Here is a 20,426-nt window from a genome sequence, read left to right on the forward strand (position 1 = left end):
TCTACCCTTAGTTCTTAGAGAAGGCACCGGAGGCACCCGTTGACATGGCGTAGGCGGTCTCTGCGTGCTGAGCTAGGTCAATGCCCTGAATTTCTTGCTTTTCAGTCACGCGGAAGCCGATAGCACGGTGGACAGGAACGACGATTATAAGAGTGACGACTGCGCAGTAAAGCATGGAGATTATCGTAGCTACCGACTGAGTGACCAGTAGACCGAAGCCGCCGCCATAGAAGAGACCCGCAGTGCCGGTTTCGGGTGTTGCGATAAAGCCCAGCGCCAGGGTTCCGAGGATACCCGAGACCAGATGCACGCCAACAACATCGAGTGAGTCATCATAGCCAAAGCGATACTTGAGACCAACAGCCCAGCCCGATGCGACGCCGGAGACAAAACCCAGGGCCAGGGCACCAACCGGGCTGACATTGGCGCAGGCAGGGGTGATAGCCACCAGGCCAGAGACCAGGCCGGATGCTGCGCCCAGGGAGGTCACGTGCCCGTCACGAATACGCTCGAGCAGGGACCAGCCCAGCATGGCAGCTGCCGGAGCAGCTAGGGTATTGACCCAAATCAGACCAGCCTGAGCACTGTCTGAGGCGGCACCCACGTTGAAACCGAACCAACCGAACCAGAGAATTGCAGCACCCAGCATGACCAGGGGCAGGGAGTGGGGGCGCTGATTGGGATCTTCGCCAAACCCCTTGCGGGCACCGAGTACAAGGGCCAGAATCAGGCCCGCAACACCGGCATTGATGTGGATGACCAGACCACCGGCAAAGTCAATCGCTTCACCAAAGATAGACCCGATGAAGCCCTCTTCACCAAAGAGACCTCCGCCCCAGACCATAAAGGCCAGCGGGCAGTAGACCAGGGTCAACCACAGGGGCACAAAGATGCACCAGGCACCAAAGCGGGCCCGGTCGGCAATTGAGCCGGAGATAATAGCTACCGCGATAATTGCAAAGGTTGAGCTAAAGGCAACAGCCAGCAGGTCTGTTCCCCCAGCTGCCAGAGTGGCTGCCAGCCCAAGGTCATTGACGGGGGAACCCACAATGTCTGGGATCAGGGCATCTCCCCCGCTCATGCTATAGCCCCACAAGACCCAGCAGACCCCTACCAGTCCCATGGAAATAATGGACATCATCATCATATTGAGAGCCGACTTGGCTCGGGTCATACCGCTGTAGAAGAGCGCCAAGCCCGGCGTCATGAAGAGCACCAGAGCCGCGGCGACCACGGTCCACACATCGCTGGCAGTCAGTTCCATGACTGTAACCCCTTTTCTTTACCCGTCAGGTTGCCTGTTTCTTAATCTGCTACGAAGCTGGCCGTGCCAGGCTCCGCCTTGCATGTTTGACAGGTTCTATTCTTCGCCAGGTGTGTTTCACCCAATGTTGGCAAGGGTTACTGGTGAGTTACAGTGGACCTCTGAGTGTTGCGAGAATGAAAACAGCGGTTACAGGAAGGTTTCACGGGGTAACACCGATGTTTAAAGAAGAAGACCATCTACACCGAAAGACCCGCCTGGGTTTCCCGATATAGATGGTATTGAGTGGCAGAGGCAATAAGTTAGTCAAGCAGTGCGTCAACAAAGGCACCGGGCTCGAAGGGAGCCAGGTCATCGGGGCCCTCCCCTAAGCCAATAAGTTTGACCGGCACACCGAGCTCCTCCTGAATTGCCACGACGATACCGCCCTTGGCCGAGCCGTCAAGCTTAGTTAGCACGATACCGGTAATCTGTACAACTTCTGAGAATACCTTGGCCTGGATCATGCCGTTCTGGCCGGTCGTTGCATCAATCACTAGGAGCACCTCGGTAACCGGTGCCTCTTTTTCAACCACGCGCTTAATCTTGCCCAGCTGGTCCATCAGACCGGCCTTGTTCTGCAGGCGGCCCGCAGTATCAATCATGACGGTATCCACCCCACGGGCCTTGCCCTCACGAATCGCCTCGAAAGCAACAGAAGCCGGGTCGGCACCGTCCTTATCTGACCGCACCGTATCGACACCCACCCGGTCACCCCAGGTCTGTAGCTGATCAGCTGCCGCAGCACGGAAGGTATCAGCCGCCCCCAGCAGTAGACTCTTCTCTTCAGCCACCATAACGCGGGCCAGCTTACCCACGGTGGTTGTCTTACCCACGCCGTTAACACCAACCACCAGCACCACGCCGGGGTTCTCGCCCTCACCGTCCATAGTGAGGGAGCGGTCGGTGTCTTCGCCAACAATAGCGAGTAGCTCCTCACGCAACATCTGCTTCACGTGCTCCGGATTCTCGGTACCCTCAACACGCACCCGCTGTTTCAGAGCTTCAACCAGTCGGGTAGCAGGTTCAGCGCCTACATCAGCAAGAAGCAGGGTCTCCTCAACTTCATCCCAAACGTCCTGATCAATCCTGTCGCGTGAGAGCAGAGCCAACAGGCCCTGACCCAGCGCAGTGTTGGAGCGAGAGAGACGGGCCCGCAAACGCACCAGACGGCCCTGGGCGGATGCCGGGCGCTCAATAGTAGTAACAGGCTCACCGGCCGGTTGCAGATCATCGTCCTCGTGGGTAGTCTCGTAGCCGCCCTTGGGTGCCTTGGGGCCGCGCAGTAGAACTAAAAGCACGCCGCTCAAAATCAGCACACCGAGCAGTATGTACACAATCAAAGTCAGAGAATCATTCACCCTTCTAGCTTGCCACAAACAGCCCTGTGTTACAGCCTCCGTAGCAGAGATTAGAACGCACTTCTGAGCGCATCACCCCGCACCGGGCAGACGTGAGCTAAGATACTGCTAGCACCGTAACCGCCCACACAGAAACCACGACTTCCTGAATGTCTCATCGCCTGCCTAACCCCTCCCCCGAAACCGGCGCGCACCCCGTCATTCCACCCGTTACCGCTGACTTACAGGCCCAGCCTGCTCAGGCCGAACATACACCGTCGATCAAAATTCCCTCACAGATTAAGGTGCTCATCGCCGCGTCCTTTCTCATTGCGCTTGGCTACGGCCTGGTTGCACCGGTGCTACCTGGCTTTGCCCGTAGCTTTGACGTAGGTGCCCTGGCAGCAACCTTTGTGGTCTCAGCGTTCGCGCTCTCACGGTTAGCTTTCGCACCGGCCTCCGGCCACCTCATCACCCGCTTTGGTGAACGCCGTATCTACTCAGCTGGCCTTATCATCGTGGGCATTGGCTCTATCGGTGCGGGTCTTTCTGTCAACTACCCTATGCTGATTGGCGCGCGCATTATCGGGGGCACCGGCTCGGTTATGTTTACTGTAGCGGCCATGGGCATTCTTGTACGCAACTCGCCGCCCACCATTAGGGGCAGGGTCTCGGGCTATTTTGCAACATCTTTTCTGTTGGGCAATATTCTGGGCCCGGTGCTCGGTGCGGCCGCCTCCTCGCTCGGTATGCGAGTGCCTTTTTTCGTCTACGCAGCCATGCTTCTCTGCGCCTCGCTGGTGGTGCTGACTCAACTCAAAGACCAGCCCCACGAGGTACACCTGAACACCCAGGGTATTGAAGTACCCAAGCCCGAACTTAAGTTCAGCGATGCCCTAGGCTTCACCAACTACAAGGCGGCCCTCTTCACCAATTTCACCGTAGGCTGGGCCATTTTCGGTCTGCAATCAACAGTGCTACCGCTGGCAGCTGTAGCGCTACTTACCACCCTGCACACGGGTGAAAGCGGCTACGACCCCGCCTTAGAAGGCGCCCGCCTGGCCGGTTTTACGCTCGCTTCTTTTGCAGCGGGTAACGCCCTCATGCAGATATACTCAGGCAAGATGGGCGACAGGGTGGGCCGCCGCCCCATGGTCTTCTCAGGGCTAATCCTAGCGGGCACTATCACCATCGTCTTTGGAACCATCACACTGCCCCTGCTCTTTGTATGTGCAGCTGTGCTACTCGGTATCTCAGCGGCCCTGGTAGGGCCCTCACTCCAGGCTGCCGTGTCTGATGTGGTGGGCAACAAACGCTCCGGCGGCCAGCCCCTGGCCTACTACCAGATGGCCTCAGATATCGGCATGATTGCAGGGCCGCTCATCGCTGGCTTCATCATTGACAGCTCAGGTTACTTCCCCGCTTTCGCGCTAGCTGGTGCTCTTCTGCTGGTTGCAGCAGCAGGCTGGTTCCCCGGCTACGCCCCCAAGTACCCGCAAGACGTTGCCGACCCGGGCTATACCGGCACATAGGTCGCTAGGCGGGGTCACTCATTCGGTGCGATAGCACAGTCGATACACCGTCACGCATCGAAATACCATAGAGAGTGTCGGCCTGCGCCATAGTGCGCTGGTGATGGGTAATCAGCATGAGCTGGGACTTCTCTCGTAGCTGCTCCAGCACCTGTAGCAGGCGGCCCAGGTTACGGTCATCTAGGGCGGCATCAACCTCGTCAAGCACATAGAAGGGCGCCGGACGAGCCATAAAAGTAGCCAGTAGCAAGGCTAGTGACGCCAGAGTGCGCTCACCACCCGAGAGCAACGAAAGTCGAGTCACTTTTTTACCCGCCGGTTTCACCTGGATATCAAGCCCGCTACGCCCGGGGTCATGCGGGTCAGCCAGAATAAGCTGCCCCTCACCCCCGGGAAAAAGCAGAGCAAAAATACGGCTGAACTCTGCCTGAACATCCGCCAGGGCCGCGGTGAAGGCGGCGTCAATATGTTCAGTGACATCTTTCATCACTGCACGTACGTCAGCGCGGCTGGCTCTCACGTCGTGAATTTGCTGGCGCAGATAGTCATGACGCTGCTGTAAGGCCTCGTATTCCTCAAGAGCTAACGGATTGGTCACACCCAAACGCGCCAGCTCGGCCCGGGCTCGACCCAGTTCAGCCTCTACCTGCTGACGATCCACCTCATGTACATCACGGCCAGCCACTAGTTGGGCCGGGCTCAGGCTCAGCTCCTCAGCTGCCCTCGTCTCAAGGGCCTCCCAGCGGGCCTCAAGGCGAGCGCGGGTTGCAGCGGCTTCGGCGTGGAGGGTGAGAGCGTCCGCAAGTGAACGCTGAGCTGATTCCTGCTCTGCGCGTAGCTTCGCGAGAGTCTGCTCGGTCTGCGCCTGGCTGCGACGGGCGGCCGAAAGTTCGGCGTCCGCTGCCGTTAGGAGGGCGTGAATGGACCGGCGGAGTACTACCGCTTTAGCGGTGACTCCCTCAGCACGGGTACGGTTGGCTATCGCTTGGGTGCGGCACTCTTGAGAGGTCTTGTACGAGGTGGTCACCGCAGCGAGAGCACTTTCAGCTTGAGCCAGGCGGGCTTGGGCCGTCTGCTGGCTGGATTCGGCGCTGGCAGCTTCTGCCTGAGCCTGAGCTAGTTTGGACTGTATCTCGGTCAGCCGGTCGGTAGCGGCCAGCACGGCCTTATCCAGAGCTGCCCGGTCTGAAGGGGCTTGGGGAGGGAGTTGATCGAGAGCCTTGGTTGCGCTTGTGAGGTGCTTCTGGGCGATACGGTAGGACGCTGTAGCTCGCTTGACAGCGTCGTTGAGGCGAGTAGCCTCGGCGGTTTCATGTGACTGTGTGGCCTTGAGGGCAACCAGCTGGCTGTCAGCCTGAGTGAGCTTGCTCTGGGCTTGCCCGGCCGCGTGTGCTGCTGCTTTCTCGGCTGCCTGCGCATCGGTGAGTGCCTGCTGGGCCTGCTCATGCTTGCTCTGTGCCTGCTCAAGAGCGGCCACGCTGAGTTGCAGATTCTTACGAGAGCTCTGTAGCTGCCCGAAGAGTTCTAGAGAGCCGCGCGCGGCACCCGGTAGCAGCAGCGAGGTTGCTGTGAGTAGGGTTCCGTCGATTACGGCGGCCGTGGCATCGGGGCAATGTGCTATCGCCCGGCGGGCAGTTTCAAGAGAGTCGCACAGATAGACTGTGCCCCACAGCTGGCTAAGGGCTCTCTTGAGGTAGTCAGAAGCTGAGATAGCCTGCCAGAGCTCGTCAACGCCATCGATATCAGGCGAAGCTTCAGAGAGTGGGGAGCTCTCTACTGCTGGTTGGCTGGCAGGGGGTGCGAACACTTGGCTGACCTTGCCCTCAATGCCGGTTCCGTCAGTGTTTACCAAAGCGGTAGCGTAGGCTCCGAGCAAGGATGAAACAGCGGTCTGCCAGGGCTCCGCAACATCAAGTAAAGATAGAATTTCCTGGGCCCCACCTGCCTGAGCTTCCTCCCGGGCAACCGCGTCACCAGAAGCTGACTGTTCGTTAGCCCAGGCAGCTTCTAGCGCCTGGCACCGGGATTGCAAAGACTCAACCTCAAGTTCTGCTTCATGTGCGCGGGTACGTGCTGAGTCGACTTTGGCTACCGCTCTCACTCGGCGCGTACGAGCTACCTTCTCTTTCTGCTGCGCTTCCACTACCGCGTCGGCAGCTTCGGCTCGCTCTCGGTGGGCACTCTCTAACCTGCCGGTGGCCTCACCTTGGTGACGGCTAAACTCATCCTGCTCCTGACGGCGGCGGGCCAGTTCTCCCTCAGCGCGCTCAAAAGAAGCCCGTGCCGCTGCCAGTTGTGATGTCAGCTCCGATACCTGTTCTCGGTGCTTATCAGCACACTCATCAGCTTGAGCTAGTTTGTCTCTCGCCTGCGCTAGCTCTTTCTCCGCAGCCTCGCCCTGCTCTCGGCGCCGAGCGATAAGCTTCTGGGCCTGACGGAGCCGGGCGGCGGCGTCCTTGGCCTGTTCCAGCTCAGCGTCACGCACCTGCTGAGCCCGCTCCAGGCGAGTAGCTACCTCTTCGTTGTGTTCATCGCTGAGCGGGCTACCAGCCCGTTCACTGGCAATCAGCTGAACCGTCTCAACACGGTGAGCTAAGGTCTGTAGCTGTGCACGGTGTTCAGCTAAGAAGGAGGCTTGATCACGCTGTTGATCGAGCTGCCGCTCAGTGGCGGCCAGTTGCTCCCCCAGCTCCTCGGAACGCAGCTGGGCCTGCTGGCGGGTTTCACCGGCCTTGTTCCAGCCCTGTTCCAGCTGCTCGCGCTCTCTTTGAACCGCCAGAGCATCGAACCTCAGCACATCAGCTGTCAGTGTGCGGACACGTGATGCCACCTCTGAAGCCATACGGGCAGCATCAGCCTGCTCCCGGCGCCCTTCGAGCTGACTCTCGAGTTCAGTAGCTACGTCTTCCAGGCGATTAAGATCGGCCTTAAGGTCATCTAGTTTGCCCGCCGTCTTTGCCTGGCGACGCCTGTGCTTGAGCAAACCGGCTGCCTGTTCAATGAGTTCACGACGGTCAGCGGATGTACCGTGCAAAATTCGGTCCACCTGCCCCTGCCCGATGAGGGTGTGAAGGTCACGGCCCACGCCGGTATCAGCCAGCAGATCCTGCACATCGCCTAAGCGGGCTGGCTCCCCGTTGATTTCATAGTCAGAGCCGCCAGCTGAGAACATGGTGCGGGCGATTTTCACCTCGTCCAGGGCAACGGGTAAAGACCTATCAGTGTTGTCAATAACCAGCTCAACCCGTGCTCGGCCCAGCGCTGCCTGCGCCGAGCCTCCCGAGAAAATCACGTCTTTCATGGCAGCCCCGCGCAGGGCCTTGGCACCTTGCGCTCCCATGACCCACGCCAGGGCATCTACCACGTTCGATTTGCCTGCCCCGTTGGGCCCCACCAGCACGTTGAGCCCGGGCTCAAACTCAAAAACCGTAGCCTGAGCGAACGATTTAAAACCTCGTACGGTCAGCGATTTCAGATACATACTTAAGCCCATCGACAAGAAGGTAAGAGAACTTGCCCCACCACTTTACCTCAGCGCAAGAGCGCTGTTCGGTGTGAGATGAACCGGTAACGCCAATGTGCATTGAGATAGCCGAGTGCGCATATTATTGAAAAAGTGCGCTCTATGTTCAAATAAGCGCGGAGCCCATGTTCATCCCAAGGCTAGAAGAAGAGATTGACCACTAACTCAGATATCCGCCACGCCAATGCTTCTCTGCTGTCTGTCACCAGGGTTTTACCCCCTGAAGTGGTCACCAGCTCCTATTTTGATGAGCAGCTCGCTTCAACCTACAAACGCCTCAAGATGCCCAAGGGCCTGCTTGAACGCCTTGCAGGAATCAGTGAGCGCCGCGCCTGGGGCGAGTCAATGCACTTTGAGGACGGGGCGGTAGCAGCTGCCGAGGCCGCTCTTACCCAGGCCGGGGTGCCCAAAGACCAGATTGGGTTGATTATCAACACCTCGGTGACCCGCGATAACTTTGAGCCCGCTGTGGCTGTGGGAGTACACGACCGTTTAGGCCTACCCCATCGGGCCTTGAACTTTGACATCACCAACGCCTGCCTGGGGTTTGTGAACGGTATTACGGTGGCGGCAAGCATGATTGATGCTGGTGCGATTGACTATGCCCTCATCGTAGACGGAGAGGACCCCTCCCCCTGGCACGCCACCGCCCTACGCCAGCTGAACAGCCCGGATGCTACCCGTGATGATGTGCTGGCCCAGTTCGCCACTTTAACCTTGGGGTCAGGGGCAGCAGCCGCCGTGATAGGTCGCTCGGATACCCACCCCGAGGGGCACCGCATTGTCGGTTCAGTCTCGCGGGCAGGTACCGAACACCGCAACCTCTGCGTCGGCGGTGAGGCAGACCAGGGAATGAACACGGACGCTGCGGGGCTACTCAAACACGGCCTACAGCTGGTTGCTGAGGCCTGGCAAGAGGCCCATGAGCAGGGTTGGGACTGGCGAGATATGCGCTCCTACGTGACCCACCAGATTTCTAACGCCCACACGAACGCCATTATTGAGGCCGTGGGCATTGACCGTGACCGTATTCCGCTAACTTTTCCTGTCTGGGGTAACGTGGCAGCAGCTGCCCTTCCCATGACCCTGGCAGAAGACTCCGTCAACTATGCCAAGGGCGACCGTATCCTCTGCATGGGTGTGGGCTCGGGCCTGAACACCGCACTGATGGAAATCACCTGGTAGGAGGTGGCGATGGAACAGCTTTTTCCGACCCCTGAGGCATGGCCCGGCGTTGAAGCTACCTGGTCCCACAGGCGTGAAGTGCCCTCGTCTGCACCGGTTGAAGCCCCGGGGACGGTTCGCACCTGGCACTATCTCGATAACGGCCCTGCCCTTGAAGCTGCGGGCCGGGCACCGGTGGGCACGGTGCTTGCAGTACACGGCAACCCCACCTGGTCCTACCTCTGGCGTTCGGTACTGGCCGCAGCGAGCGCGGCGGAACACCCCTGGCGCGTGATTGCGGTAGACCAGCTGGAGATGGGTTACTCAGAACGTACCGGGCTTACCCGCACCCTGACTGACCGGGTAACTGATTTGGGAGACTTCACCGCAGCTCTCGGCCTTAATCAGACAAGGCTCCCTCTAGTCACCTTAGCCCATGACTGGGGCGGGCTTATCTCCCTAGGTTGGGCGCTACGCCACCGTGAGGTTCTCTCTGGCATTGTACTCACAAACACCGCAGTCTTTCATGACTCCTCTGAGAAGATTCCCGTGGCATTGCAGGCGGCACTAAACCCGGCGCTACATTCCTGGGCCACCGAAAAATCACCGGCCTTTATCGATGTCACCCTAGGCCTGGCGCAGAAGCCTCTCGATCGAGGGGTTAAGCACGCCTATAGGTTGCCCTACCGTACCGCTGAACACCGGCGGGGTGTACGCAACTTTGTGGCCGATATACCTGCCACAGAGGCAGCCCCTAGCTACCAGCAGATGGCGGCAACCGCCCGGGGTATCACCGAACTCACCGTTCCGGCTCTGATGCTCTGGGGAACCAAGGATCCGGTCTTCCAGCGCCGCTACATGGCCGACTTGGCAGCGCGTCTGCCCCAGGCCGATATTCACCGTTTTGAGCGGGCAAGCCACCTGGTTGCCGAGGACGAAGACATAGCCACCCCTATTCTGACCTGGCTGGGCGAGAACTTCGCCGGGGAGCCCACCCAGCGTGAGCGCCACCTGGTGAGCCGTGCTCAGCTGACCCCGGCGTCCGCCCCCTACCGCCCTATGCTGGCAGAAATCTCTGAGCGTGCCAACGATACCAGCGTGGCGGTGGTAGATATGGGTGCTCGCGGCAACGGCACAGAAGTAGCAGCTCAGCTGAGCTGGGCGGACCTGGCGGTCGAAGTTAATCGCATAGCCTCCGGCCTGCAACAGCTCGGGGTGCGCCCCGGCGACCGGGTCAATTTGCTGGTTCCCCCAGGAATCACGCTCACCACTCTCATCTATGCCTGCCTCAAGCTAGGTGCCGTGATTGTGGTAGCCGATACCGGCCTGGGGGCCAGGGGGCTCACTCGGGCGCTCAAGGGAGCCCGCCCCGCCTGGCTGATTGGCGTTCCTTCAGCCCTCACCGCCGCCCGTGCACTGGGCTGGCCCGGAACTCGCATAGCCGCCACCGCCCTGCCAGCGGCAGCATCGCAAGCCCTGGGGCTGGCCGGATCCATCACCGACTTTAAAGCCTCTACTGCCTTTGAGGTTGATACGCCAGATCCTGACGCTGATGCAGCGGTTCTCTACACTTCTGGCTCCACTGGCCCAGCTAAGGGCGTGGTCTACACCCACCGGCAGCTTGCGGCTATGCGCGATACCATTGCTGCAACCTATGACCTTAAGGCTGGGGCTGGTCTGGTTGCAGGCTTTGCCCCCTTTGCCCTGCTTGGGCCTGCGCTCGGTGCCACCAGCGTCACACCGGCCATGGACGTGACCAAGCCTAAAACCCTGACTGCCTCGGCACTAGCCTCAGCCGCTGCGGCTATTGACGCAACCGTGGTCTTTGCATCCCCCGCTGCCATCATGAATGTGCTTCAGACTCTCGACAGTTTGACCTCAGACCAGCGGGCGGCACTGGGCCGGGTCACTACCATGCTCTCCGCAGGTGCTCCCATCACCTCCCAGCTACTGACCCGGCTACAGAAAGTGCTACCAGCAGCGTCGCTACACACTCCCTACGGTATGACCGAGGTGCTGCCTGCCACCGACATCAGTTTTGGGCAGATTCAGCAGGCTGAGCAGGACGCCACTGAAAACCTTGTGGGCGCCGGTGACGGTGTGTGCGTGGGAACTGCCGTGCACGGGGCCAGCCTGCAACTTGCCCCCCTGCTACCCGACGGCACTGCCAGTATCGAGACCACCACAGAGCCAGGTGTAACCGGTGAAATTCTGGTTTCGGCTCCCCATCTCAAAGACCGCTACGACACCCTGTGGGTAACCGAGCAGGCCTCCACCGCTACTCCGGGGTGGCACCGCACCGGTGATGTGGGGCATTTTGACGCCAAAGGCCGACTCTGGGTTGAAGGCCGCCTTGCCCATGTACTGGTGACTGCCCAGGGAGTGCTGACCCCGGTGGCCCTTGAGCAAGCTGCTGAGGCGGACCCCGATGTGATACGGGCTGCTGCCCTTGCAGTTGGGCCTGCGGGTACATCTGCTGTAGTTATCGTTGCCGAAGTTGGCCCCCGGTTCAGGGGCAAGAAAACCCGTAACGGTCTTGCCCCGGCCGATCTGACCGCGCGCGTACGCCGCCAGGTAAACAGCCAGACCGGTGTGGATATTGCCGCCCTGCTTCTGGTAGACGAGCAACCAACCGATGTCCGTCATAACTCCAAGATTGATCGGCAGCTACTTGCACGATGGGCGGGCGAGGTTCTCATGGGCAAGAAGGCCCGCCTGGGTAAGGGGGTTATCGCGTGGTAACCTCCCTGCGCCCCCTTGATTCTGCCCACTGCGCACCGGAGCGGGGCGAGCGCGTGCTGGTCACCGGGGCCTCCGGTCTGTTGGGCCGCGAGGTGGTTTTTGCCCTCCTGCGTGCCGGTTATGCGGTGCGGGCTTTTCAGCGCGGTGAGTCAGGTATCAGACAGTTGCTCCCTGATCACCTGGCCTCACGCTTTGACCAGGTACGCGGCTCACTGACCGACCAATTGGCTGTACGCCGGGCTTTGACCGGCGGGGCTGACTTGCCCCCGGCAGACGGTGTCATCCACCTGGCGGCTAAGGTTTCGGTGGTCGGTGACTGGGAGGATTACCTCCGGGTCAACGTTGAGGGCACCCGAACCCTGCTCGAAGCTGCCCGGGCCGCCGGAGTGAGCAGGTTTCTGCATACCTCCTCGCCCTCGGTTGCTCACAGCGGCACCTCAATCGTGGGTGAGGGCAATCCGCCTGCCACGCCTCAGCAGGCCCGTGGCAACTATGCCCGGTCCAAGGCTGAGTCCGAGCTGCTGGCTTTGAGCTTCGACGATGAGAACTTCTGGGTTGGGGTGCTCCGCCCCCACCTGGTGTGGGGTCCCGGCGATACCCAGCTCGTTGAGCGTGTGCTTGACCGGGCCGCGTCCGGCCGCCTTCCCCTGCTCAATCACGGTACCGCCCTCATCGACACTCTCTACATCGACAACGGTGCGGACGCCTTTGTGCGCGGCTACCAGCGGCTCGAACGGGTTCGGGGGGTTCCACTGGTAATCACCAACGGGCAGCCTCGCCCGGTGGGTGAAATTATCGCCGGTATGTGCACCGCATGTGGCGTAACGCCACCTGCGTATTCGCTCCCTGCTCCCCTGGCCTACGGCGCTGGTCTGGCCCTAGAAAAGATATGGGCCCGGTTCGCTCCCGAGCAGATTCCGCCGCTGACCTCATTTTTGGCCGAGCAGCTCTCAACAGCCCACTGGTTTGACCAGCGTCGCACCCAAGAACTACTGGACTGGGCCCCTACGGTATCCCTTGAAGAGGGGTACGAGCGGCTAGGAGACTTTTACGGGCAGCGGTTCGCACAGGCACCCCGGCCAAGGTAACGCGAGGCAAGCTAGCAGGGCGAGGTGGGCGCCCGCAGCCAGCGAGACGGGGTCTGGCCGCGAGACCAAGAGTGTTGCTGGCTGAGGCGCTCCTCACGCCCCTATGGCTAGCCCCTCAAGCCGCGTGGACGTCGTTGACAATGCGGGCAGCGGTAGGAGCTTCTCCCCGCGAAAGGCTCTCTCACCAGTAGGGAGGTGCGCCCGGCAGTCAGGCATCGGGGGCAAGGTTGGCCAGCCTGACCGTAGGCGTTTAATGACCGATCAAAATAGCCCGATTCTCCGTTGACGTTCACGTAGAGGTCATCAAAGCTGGTACCGCCCTGAGCCAGGGCATCGGTCATGACGGCCCGGGCTGCTTCAACCAGCTCACGGGCCTGGGCTGCGTTGATTGCCCTGGCAGGTTTGGCGTAGTGCAGCCGGGCCAGCCAGAGGGCTTCATCGGCGTAGATATTGCCCACCCCAGAGATAGCCGACTGGTTCAGCAGGAGTTTTTTGATGCCGGTGGATGTGCCCAACATGGTGCGCCGAAACTCGGCAAAATCGAAATGAGGATCAAGCGGGTCACGGGCTATATGGGCTACTGCCTGCGGGATGTTCGGTAGGCCCAGCTCAGATGCGGATGCCCCCGGCAGTGGCCTGCCGCCTACCCCGGCGGTCGGCACCAGTGGGCTGAGGAAGAGTCCGCCGAAGATACGCTGATCCACAAACTGTAGCTCTAGCGGCGCCCGGCAACCACCTTCATCGACTGCTCCGGATAGGTCCACCAGAATTTTTAGGTGCTTTTCTCTGTGCATGCCAGGGGCCTTGAGCAGGGCTTGCCCGCTCATACCTAGGTGGATGACCAGGGCGAATTCCTCCACTCCGTCAAAAAGCAACCAGAGATACTTGCCGCGGCGGGCGACGTCCGCAACCGTCAAACCGGTCAAGGCTCGCTCAAAGTGATCTGGCCCAGCCTCATGACGGCGCACTGACCTCCCATCGAGCACCTGTACCCGCGCGAACTCTGCACCCATGATGTGCTCAACCAGCCCCCGGCGCACAACCTCAACCTCGGGTAATTCAGGCATTTCTCCCTCTTCATTGGCAAAAGTTCAGTCAGCTGGCACCGTGTGGCGCCAGCATCTCGAACATATCAGGTGCAAGAATCATTCCTATGTCGCAGCAACACGATTCTCTGAGTAACCCTCCCAGCGCGCCCTCCTTCGCCCATGAGCAACAGGGCTTTCAGCAGGGTCTCAAACCTCGCCAGATTCAGATGATTGCTATGGGCGGTTCTATTGGAACCGGACTTTTTCTCGGCGCTGGTGGCCGATTGCACGATGCGGGCCCCTCCCTCATCGTCCTGTACGCCATCGCGGGCTTCTTCGGCTACCTGATTCTCCGCCAGTTGGGTGAGCTAGTCAGTTATCGCCCCTCGTCTGGCTCCTTCGTCAGCTACACCCGTGAATTCTACGGTGAGAAATGGGCCTTTTTTGTGGGTTGGATGTACTGGTTCTCCTGGGCGGCAACCGCCATCGTCGATGCCACCGCCACCGCCATCTACTTCAACTGGTTTGGCCGATATATACCGGCAATCCAGTCTATTGAGCAGTGGGTTGTGGCCCTCATTGTGCTGGTTGTTGTGGTGAGTATGAACCTGATTTCGGTCAAGATTTTCGGTGAACTTGAATTCTGGTTCGCCCTCATTAAGATCGGCTCCCTATTACTCTTCATGGTAATCGGTATCTTCTTCGTGATTTTCGGCACCCCGACGGGCTCACCCGTAGGGTTCAGTCACATCGCTGAGTCCGGTTGGCTGCCCAACGGCCTACTGGCAGCCCTGGTTGTCTCGCAGGGCGTCATTTTTGCTTATTCTGGTATCGAGCTGGTGGGTACTGCCTCCGGTGAGATTAAAGATCCCCGCAAGGCTATACCCAAGGCTATCAACACCGTGGTATGGCGCATTGCCCTCTTCTACGTGGGGTCTGTGCTCCTGCTATCGCTGCTTCTGCCCTACAGTGCCTACTCAGCTGATGAGTCTCCCTTCGTCACCTTCTTTGGTTCCATTGGGATCGACTACGCTGCCCCCATCATGCAACTGGTCGTCATCACCGCTGCGGCCTCCTCCCTCAACGCCGGGCTCTACTCTACTGGTCGTATCACCCATTCCATGGCTATGAACGGCTCCGCCCCCCGCTTTACCGGTGCCATGAGCAAGTCAGGTGTTCCTATCGGCGGTATTCTGCTTACCGGTGCAGTGGCCCTGCTCGGTGTAGCTATCAACTATTGGAAGCCCTCTGAGGCCTTCGAGATTGTTCTCAACATCTCGGCAATCTGTATCGTGATTGGCTGGATGGCAATTACCCTTCCGCACGCCCGCTTCGTTGCTTTAGCCAGCCAGGGTGAGCGCGCCCGACCCGACTACCGGGCCCCGCTGGCACCGGTCACCAACTGGGTTACTATGCTCTTCTTAATCGGGGTGCTGGTTCTTATCGCTTTCGACTACCCCATCGGCTCCTACTCGCTGGCCGCTATGGCCCTGGTGGTGCCCGCCCTCATCGTCGGCTGGTTCCTCGTGCGCAAACGGGTGCACCGGCTCGCTGCTGAACGAGTTCGCCAGGATCCAACCCAAACCAGTTCCATCACGATTATGGAGGATAAGGACGACTTTGGCCTACTCCCCTAGGCTGAGTCACCTTGTGCACAGCACAGCAAACAATAGGGGCGGGTTCACCAAATCCATCGGTGAACCCGCCCCTCGGTTGACCTGTCGGCTTTACGCTGGTTGCACTTGTAAGCAGAAAAGTGACGGCCAGCTTCGAGCGCGGGGACTAGCCGTAGACCTTGTGATAGGCCTGCTCTGCGGCTAGACGCTCAGCCTCTTTCTTGCTTGTGCCCTTACCCTGCCCCATCACTGTGCCAGCAAGGAGCACCTGTGCCGTGTAGCGGCGGGCGTGGTCGGGGCCTGTGCCCTCAACCTTGTAGGCTGGCTCGCCTAGACCCTGGGCCGCGGCATACTCCTGAATCTCGGTCTTCCAGTCGCGACCCACGTTGAGGGTCTTATCATCGTCGAGGAGGTGGGCCGTGTGAGCAAGCACCAGGTTGTGGGCAGCCTCTGGGCCGTGCGTCATATAGACCGCACCAAAGACGGCCTCCATGGTGTCAGCCAGGATTGAATCCTTATCAGCGCCACCGGTTTTAGTCTCTCCCCTACCCAAAAGAATGCAGGGGCCCAGTTTGAGGCCGCGAGCCAGGTTAGCTAGGGTGCGGGTTGAAACAATCACATGGTGGCGTTTGACCAGTTCCCCCTCAGGTAGGTCAGGGAATTTTTTATACAGCTCTGAGGCTACAGCCAGCGATAACACGGAGTCCCCCAAAAACTCTAAACGCTCATTGTGGGGCAGGCCGCCGTGCTCAAAGGAAAAAGAACGGTGAGTCATTGCAAGCTGAAACGTCTCGGTATCGATGTCGATACCGAGACGTTTCAGGAACTCTTGTGATGCAGAGTTAGTCATAGCAAGCGCTAACTTACGCGTCAGCTACCTTGCGGCCCTTGTACTCGTAGAAGAGTTTGTTACCGGCTGAGTCAGTCACGAGCTTTGCCTGGTGAGGCAGGGAGTAGGTGACGCGACCGTTTTCAACGGTCTTGACCAGCTGGGGTACAGACGCCTTCCACTGGGAACGGCGTGCACGGGTGTTAGCACGGGACATTTTCCGCTTGGGAACAGCCACAGCTATCTCTTTTCTCTTGTTGCTTTATAAGTTTTATTTATTGTTTGCATCGAGTAGCGCCGATAGCGCGTTCCACCGGGGGTCGATGACCTCGTGGTGGTGCTCGGGGTCGTCCTCAAGGCGCGTACCACATTCGGAACACAGGCCCTGGCAGGAGTCACTGCAAACGGGTTGGAACGGCAGTTGAAGAATCACTGCGTCCCGCAGCGCCGGTTCGAGATCAATCTCGTCGTTCTCTACGGCGTACTGCTCATCTACTTCATCTTCGGGGCCGCCCTCAGGGGCCTTCTCGAAAACAAAAAGCTCTTGAACATCGGCTGTAACATCAAAGTCAACCGGGTCGAGGCAGAGGCTGCATTCACCGGAGACGGTGACAGTTGCAGTACCAGTTACCAAGATACCATCTGAAACGGATTCCAGACGGACATTGAGGTCAATGTCGCTGCCTTCTTCCGCCTCAATGAGAGCGTTGCCAAAATCGTTTGGCGCTGGCATAACTTCATCTAGGGTCTCCATAGCGCCCGGGCGATGAGCGAGATCTCGCACGGAAATCACAAAGGGCGATGAATCTTTTCGTGAAATAACGAACTCCCTATCGAAGTATTTTAAACCAAGCACCTATTTTAGGCGCTTAAGGCCGAGGGAATCAAGCAATTGCAGCGGCTTGGCCTGTTTGGCTAACCACATTGAACCGGAGAGGGTGCATCAATAACAGGCGAGCGAAGCCGCTGGGCCCACCCAGCATAAGCCTGGAAAGGACGATGACCCCAGAAAGCAGAGGACTTCTCAGCTGTCAGGGTAGAGGGCACGCTGCACAGCACGCGGCACAAAGGCCCGCACGTCACCGCCATAGCCCGCCACTTCTTTCACGATTGTAGAAGAAATGTGGTTGTATTTGGGGTCACCCGCAATAAAAGCTGTCTCGACCCCGGCGATATGCCGGTTCATGGATGCCATCGGGGCTTCGTACTCAAAATCAGCGCTGTTACGCAAACCTTTGACAATCAGCACAGATCCGTTCTCCCGCACAAAGTGAGACAGTAGCCGCCCCTCCGGCAGAACAATAGTATTCACCCCGTCAAAGAGTGCAAAGGTCTCTTGAACCATGGTGACCCGCTCTTCGAGAGAGAAACGATACTTCTTTTGGGCATTATGAGAGATAGCCACCAGCACGGTGCCATAGATTTTTGCTGCGCGGGTGATGATTTCGACATGACCGTTATGAATCGGGTCAAAGGACCCGGGGCAGACAACCAATTGCATGCTTCTAGGCTACAACACCCGGGGGTGAGGTAAGACATAAAAGGTCATGGTTCTAAGTCTGTGGCGACGGGAGCGGTAGTCTGTGGGAATAGTCTGGGTGATAAATTGACGCCGGTGGGTCACTCAAATCGACATAAGGGAAGGTGGATTCGGGTATGGAACGGGCATACGAACGGCTCGGGCGGGCAACGGGTCTGATGCGGGCTGATGGCAGCTGGCAGTCAACCATTTTTGAGGAAATGAGCGCACTTGCTCAGCGGTATGGGGCTCTCAACCTGGGGCAGGGATTCCCCGACACCGATGGGCCAGAACAGATGCTACAGGCTGCCGCCCAGGCTATCTCATCTGGCGCCAACCAGTACTCGACTATCGCTGGGCACCCGGCCCTGCGAGGAGCGATTGCCGAGCATCAGCAACGCTTCTATGGGCTTGCTATTGACCCTGATACGCAGGTAACCGTCACCGCAGGAGCCTCAGAGGCCCTCACCGCCACCTTTGCGGCTCTCGTTGAACAGGGGGATGAGGTGATTCTTTTCGAGCCCTACTACGACCTCTACCCGGCCGCGGCAGCTCTCGCCGGGGCGTGCGTCCGTACCGTGCCGCTCGTACCGCCCACCTTTGAACCAGATTTGGACGCACTTGAGGCAGCCTTCTCAGACCGCACAGCCCTAATTGTCATCAATGATCCGCATAACCCCACCGGAACCGTGTTCTCACACGAGACCAAAACCAAGATTGTTGAGCTAGCCCACCGGTTTAACGCGATTATTCTGGCCGATGAAGTCTACGAACACCTGACTTTCACAGGCCCCTACCGGCCCATTCAGACTCTGCCAGGGGCCGCTGAGCGTACCGTAGCTGTATCTGCGATCTCCAAGACCCACTCGGCCACCGGCTGGAGGGTGGGGTGGATGACCGGCCCACCCAACCTGGTGGCCGCGATCCGCCCGGTCAAGGGCTACCTGACACATTCGGCAGCTGCTCCCCTCCAGGCCGCCGCAGCCGTTGGTGTGGGGCTGGAGGATGACTTCTACGCCGGTGTGCAAGGGCGGTACGAGCACCAACGGCGCGTACTTATAGAGGGCCTAGCAGGAACACCCTGGCAGGTACTTGAACCGGCTGGCACCTTCTTTGCGGTTGCTGATGTGGCTGAGGTGGTCAGGGCTCGGGGCATGGGCTCGGCGCGGGATCTGTGCCAGAGCCTACCCGGTGATGCCGGGGTCGCCCTCATCCCGCTGACGGCTTTTGTCACCGATTCCTACCGGCCCCAGGTGGAGAATTTTGTACGGTTCGCTTTCTGTAAGCGTCCGCAGATTCTTCAGGATGCCGCTCGCCGCCTGCGCGCCTACAACCATCAGTGACCCGTACTGTACGGGCCGATGAGCACCTCGGTAAGGTCGGCTACTCGGGCCCACAGCAACCCTGAGGTACCTGACCACCTACACATGCGCTAGTTACGGTCGTCCTTGGCGCGGATCAAATCGAGAGCCACTAGCCCACCAATCATTGCCAAACGTACCTGCGCTGGCGCTTGCGGGTCAAAGTTCACCCCGTAACGGGACTTTCCGCGAATGCCCTTGACCAACCCGGCCCACTCACGTGAAACCTGGGCCGCCACATGACCACCCGCCGTAATGTTGAAGTCGAACTCGAACAGGCTACCCTCAAGCTCCAGGGTCAGGCCCGGAAGCTCAACGGAAAGCCGCTTCCGCATGAAGGAGAAGCGTTTCTGTACGTGCGCAAAGAGGGAGCCGTCAGGGTTGTGTAGCTCATAGCGGTCAAACCCAAAATCAAAGGGGTCAACAATCTTGAGCAGGAGGGCACCTCGGTCATCAACAAGGTCAAAGGTTCGGCTACCCTTAATGAGCCTTCCGGCAGTTGACCCCGTAGTAAGCACACGGCCCAGAATCTGGCCGTCCTGGCTCTCTAAGGCAAAATCGTTGCTCATGAAACTACGGGTCTGCTGAATAGCCAGGGTATTCTCTGTCAGCAACCGGGGTAGCTGTGGGGTTCCATGCTGCTCAAAAGTGTTCTCGTTCATACCCCAACCCTAACATTCCAGCGATTGTCTGGTTTGTTACGAAACCTGCACATACCCCTGTTTGTAGCGCGCAGGCGGGCCAGAACTAGCACACAGCGGGTTCCACATAGTAGAGGATTGTCTCCCCGTACTTCTTCTCAGAAAATTTTTCAAGGCCGCTGGGCCAGGAAGGTTCGGCAGTACGCGAGGCCCGCTCCACAACAATCACAGCACCCTCGCTCACACGCCCCGCAAGCAGCCCCAAAAGCTCCTCCAGCTCGCTGTTAGTCACAGCGTAGGGTGGGTCAACAAAGATGAGATCCCAGGGATTCTTCTGCGGCAGACCGGACACCTGCTTCAGGTAGGCACGTGCCGCCATCCTATGGACGCGAGCGCTACCGGCAGCCGTCTTACTCACCGCCGCGACGTTCCTCTCAATGACGCTAACGGCCTTGAGGTAGTGGTCAACAAAATCAACGTGGGCGGCGCCGCGTGAGAGGGCTTCACAGCCGAGTGCCCCGGAGCCCCCAAACAGATCAAGCACGTGCGCCCCCTTCAGCATGTTGTAAGACTCCAGACGAGAAAATAAGGCCTCTTTGACCCGGTCAGTGGTAGGGCGGGTGCTCTCCCCTGGCACGTTGGTCAGGCGAGTTCCCCCCGCGCTACCAGCAATGATACGACTCATGGGGCTGCGCTCCGCTCGTAGTGGTCAAGGGTGTGGACTGTTTAAGGGTACCGGC

Annotated in this window: 16 protein-coding genes; 6 read left to right on the forward strand and 10 right to left on the reverse strand. The window is 59.3% G+C overall.

Annotated features, from left to right (window positions below; all coding sequences use genetic code 11):
- Nucleotides 1-7 precede the first annotated feature (7 nt).
- Nucleotides 8-1,264, reverse strand: a complete 1,257-nt coding sequence (locus tag L6966_RS02965; RefSeq protein ID WP_237232836.1) for an ammonium transporter — start codon at nt 1,262-1,264, stop codon at nt 8-10.
- Nucleotides 1,265-1,566: 302 nt separating this feature from the next.
- On the reverse strand, nt 1,567-2,664 hold the full coding sequence (ftsY, locus tag L6966_RS02970; RefSeq protein WP_237224393.1) for a signal recognition particle-docking protein FtsY: 1,098 nt from the start codon (nt 2,662-2,664) through the stop codon (nt 1,567-1,569).
- Between the two features lie 149 nt (nt 2,665-2,813).
- On the opposite strand from ftsY, the gene L6966_RS02975 reads away from it, so the two are divergent.
- Nucleotides 2,814-4,175 carry an MFS transporter gene (locus L6966_RS02975; RefSeq protein WP_083091257.1) on the forward strand — a complete coding sequence of 454 codons (1,362 nt, stop codon included), beginning with the start codon at nt 2,814-2,816 and terminating at the stop codon, nt 4,173-4,175.
- Nucleotides 4,176-4,179: 4 nt separating this feature from the next.
- Here L6966_RS02975 and smc read toward each other — a convergent pair whose 3' ends face one another.
- Nucleotides 4,180-7,656, reverse strand: a complete 3,477-nt coding sequence (gene smc / locus L6966_RS02980) for a chromosome segregation protein SMC (protein ID WP_237232837.1) — start codon at nt 7,654-7,656, stop codon at nt 4,180-4,182.
- Nucleotides 7,657-7,851: 195 nt separating this feature from the next.
- Between smc and L6966_RS02985 the strand changes: the two genes are divergently transcribed.
- The 3 genes from L6966_RS02985 to L6966_RS02995 are packed head-to-tail and all read left to right on the forward strand — an operon-like array spanning nt 7,852 to nt 12,692.
- Nucleotides 7,852-8,883, forward strand: a complete 1,032-nt coding sequence (locus L6966_RS02985) for a 3-oxoacyl-ACP synthase III (protein WP_237232838.1) — start codon at nt 7,852-7,854, stop codon at nt 8,881-8,883.
- A 9-nt stretch (nt 8,884-8,892) separates the two neighbouring features.
- A complete protein-coding gene (locus L6966_RS02990; protein WP_083091260.1) occupies nt 8,893-11,604 on the forward strand; it encodes an alpha/beta fold hydrolase in 2,712 nt (903 codons plus the stop codon).
- Complete coding sequence (locus tag L6966_RS02995) at nt 11,598-12,692, forward strand: NAD-dependent epimerase/dehydratase family protein (RefSeq protein WP_237232839.1); 1,095 nt, start codon at nt 11,598-11,600, stop codon at nt 12,690-12,692. The genes L6966_RS02990 and L6966_RS02995 overlap by 7 nt, the downstream gene beginning before the upstream one ends.
- A gap of 107 nt (nt 12,693-12,799) precedes the next feature.
- On the opposite strand, the gene mutM is transcribed toward L6966_RS02995, so the two are convergent.
- Nucleotides 12,800-13,759, reverse strand: coding sequence for a bifunctional DNA-formamidopyrimidine glycosylase/DNA-(apurinic or apyrimidinic site) lyase (gene mutM, locus L6966_RS03000; RefSeq protein ID WP_237232840.1), 960 nt, complete (start codon nt 13,757-13,759; stop codon nt 12,800-12,802).
- An 86-nt stretch (nt 13,760-13,845) separates the two neighbouring features.
- Between mutM and L6966_RS03005 the strand changes: the two genes are divergently transcribed.
- Nucleotides 13,846-15,357 (forward strand): amino acid permease, encoded by a 1,512-nt coding sequence (locus L6966_RS03005; protein WP_083091262.1) that lies wholly within the window; start codon nt 13,846-13,848, stop codon nt 15,355-15,357.
- A gap of 145 nt (nt 15,358-15,502) precedes the next feature.
- On the opposite strand, the gene rnc is transcribed toward L6966_RS03005, so the two are convergent.
- From rnc to coaD, 4 genes are all read right to left on the reverse strand, one after another.
- Nucleotides 15,503-16,186 (reverse strand): ribonuclease III, encoded by a 684-nt coding sequence (gene rnc / locus L6966_RS03010; protein ID WP_083091263.1) that lies wholly within the window; start codon nt 16,184-16,186, stop codon nt 15,503-15,505.
- Between the two features lie 13 nt (nt 16,187-16,199).
- A complete protein-coding gene (gene rpmF, locus L6966_RS03015; RefSeq protein ID WP_083091264.1) occupies nt 16,200-16,403 on the reverse strand; it encodes a 50S ribosomal protein L32 in 204 nt (67 codons plus the stop codon).
- Nucleotides 16,404-16,436: 33 nt separating this feature from the next.
- A complete protein-coding gene (locus tag L6966_RS03020) occupies nt 16,437-16,898 on the reverse strand; it encodes a YceD family protein (RefSeq protein ID WP_237232841.1) in 462 nt (153 codons plus the stop codon).
- Nucleotides 16,899-17,189: 291 nt separating this feature from the next.
- Nucleotides 17,190-17,666, reverse strand: coding sequence for a pantetheine-phosphate adenylyltransferase (coaD, locus tag L6966_RS03025; RefSeq protein ID WP_083091265.1), 477 nt, complete (start codon nt 17,664-17,666; stop codon nt 17,190-17,192).
- 155 nt (nt 17,667-17,821) lie between these two features.
- On the opposite strand from coaD, the gene L6966_RS03030 reads away from it, so the two are divergent.
- Nucleotides 17,822-19,027 (forward strand): aminotransferase class I/II-fold pyridoxal phosphate-dependent enzyme, encoded by a 1,206-nt coding sequence (locus L6966_RS03030; RefSeq protein ID WP_237232842.1) that lies wholly within the window; start codon nt 17,822-17,824, stop codon nt 19,025-19,027.
- A gap of 89 nt (nt 19,028-19,116) precedes the next feature.
- On the opposite strand, the gene L6966_RS03035 is transcribed toward L6966_RS03030, so the two are convergent.
- Together L6966_RS03035 and rsmD are read right to left on the reverse strand one after the other, a co-directional pair.
- A complete protein-coding gene (locus tag L6966_RS03035) occupies nt 19,117-19,707 on the reverse strand; it encodes an LURP-one-related/scramblase family protein (RefSeq protein WP_083091267.1) in 591 nt (196 codons plus the stop codon).
- An 85-nt stretch (nt 19,708-19,792) separates the two neighbouring features.
- Entirely contained in the window at nt 19,793-20,371 is a 579-nt protein-coding gene (gene rsmD / locus L6966_RS03040; RefSeq protein ID WP_237232843.1) for a 16S rRNA (guanine(966)-N(2))-methyltransferase RsmD, read from the reverse strand.
- Nucleotides 20,372-20,426 lie beyond the last annotated feature (55 nt).

Origin of the sequence: Rothia nasisuis, from assembly GCF_928381405.1 — a bacterium.
In the GTDB taxonomy this organism is placed as follows: domain Bacteria; phylum Actinomycetota; class Actinomycetes; order Actinomycetales; family Micrococcaceae; genus Rothia; species Rothia nasisuis.

Coding starts and splice junctions, on each gene's coding strand:
- L6966_RS02965 (WP_237232836.1), bottom strand. CDS start 1,264: ATGGAACTGACTGCCAGCGATGTGTGGACCGTGGTCGCCGCGGCTCTG.
- L6966_RS02975 (WP_083091257.1), top strand. CDS start 2,814: ATGTCTCATCGCCTGCCTAACCCCTCCCCCGAAACCGGCGCGCACCCC.
- smc (WP_237232837.1), bottom strand. CDS start 7,656: ATGTATCTGAAATCGCTGACCGTACGAGGTTTTAAATCGTTCGCTCAG.
- L6966_RS02990 (WP_083091260.1), top strand. CDS start 8,893: ATGGAACAGCTTTTTCCGACCCCTGAGGCATGGCCCGGCGTTGAAGCT.
- mutM (WP_237232840.1), bottom strand. CDS start 13,759: ATGCCTGAATTACCCGAGGTTGAGGTTGTGCGCCGGGGGCTGGTTGAG.
- L6966_RS03005 (WP_083091262.1), top strand. CDS start 13,846: ATGTCGCAGCAACACGATTCTCTGAGTAACCCTCCCAGCGCGCCCTCC.
- rnc (WP_083091263.1), bottom strand. CDS start 16,186: ATGACTAACTCTGCATCACAAGAGTTCCTGAAACGTCTCGGTATCGAC.
- L6966_RS03020 (WP_237232841.1), bottom strand. CDS start 16,898: ATGCCAGCGCCAAACGATTTTGGCAACGCTCTCATTGAGGCGGAAGAA.
- coaD (WP_083091265.1), bottom strand. CDS start 17,666: ATGCAATTGGTTGTCTGCCCCGGGTCCTTTGACCCGATTCATAACGGT.
- L6966_RS03030 (WP_237232842.1), top strand. CDS start 17,822: ATGGAACGGGCATACGAACGGCTCGGGCGGGCAACGGGTCTGATGCGG.
- L6966_RS03035 (WP_083091267.1), bottom strand. CDS start 19,707: ATGAACGAGAACACTTTTGAGCAGCATGGAACCCCACAGCTACCCCGG.
- rsmD (WP_237232843.1), bottom strand. CDS start 20,371: ATGAGTCGTATCATTGCTGGTAGCGCGGGGGGAACTCGCCTGACCAAC.